This is a genomic window from Streptococcus handemini, assembly GCF_040984445.1.
GTDB lineage: Bacteria > Bacillota > Bacilli > Lactobacillales > Streptococcaceae > Streptococcus > Streptococcus handemini.
In genome coordinates this window covers 1-737 of the sequence record NZ_JBFRYH010000131.1, presented here as the reverse complement: position 1 = coordinate 737, position 737 = coordinate 1, and the positions used below count along the sequence as shown (strand labels likewise).

Annotated in this window: 1 protein-coding gene; it reads left to right on the top strand. The window is 46.3% G+C overall.

Going from position 1 to position 737, the window contains the following annotated elements:
- On the top strand, positions 1 to 737 hold a 737-nt coding region (locus ABPH35_RS10945; RefSeq protein WP_405054591.1), incomplete at both ends, for a mucin-binding protein.

Below are 737 nucleotides of genomic sequence, written 5' to 3'. Positions count from 1 at the left end.
AAACCAGTTCCAGGAAAACCAGTTGATCCGAACGATCCAAACTCTCCGGTATGGCCAAAATCAGTTGAGAATCTTGAATTGACGAAGACCATCACGCGTACGATTACTTATGTGGACAATGCAGGGAACAAAGTAGCAGAACCATTCACGACTACGGTAACCTTTGAACGTACGGCTAAGGTAAATCTAGCAAGCGGACAAGTAGAAGCGTACACAGAATGGATGCCTAAGGATGGCGATAGCACGCTAGAAGGACAAGCCTTGCCAGTGAAAGCTGGTTACACAGCGACTACTGCAACGAAAAATGGAGCAGTTGTGACACCACAATCAACGACAGAAGCAGTGATCGTTAATGAAACTGCGACAGACATCACGGAAGTGGTTATCTACAGTCCGGATGCCAAAGCACCACAGCTTGCCGTGATTAAGTATGAGGATGAAGCGGGCAATCTTGTACCTAGCTCAGCACTTGATGGAGAAAGTCCAGTCGATACAGAGGTAGGTAGCGAAGGTGAGGATATCACGTATTCTACAGCGTCTAAGATTGAGAAGTTGAAGAAACACGGATATGAACTTGTGACAGATGGCTTCACAACAGCGGATGGTCGTAAATTTGACAATACCCCAGATGAGCCAGGTAAGGATCCAAGTCAGGTATTTAAAGTAACCGTTCGACCACAGATGTCAACTGTCACACCAGATCCAAACAATCCAAGTAACCCGACACCGAAAGATCC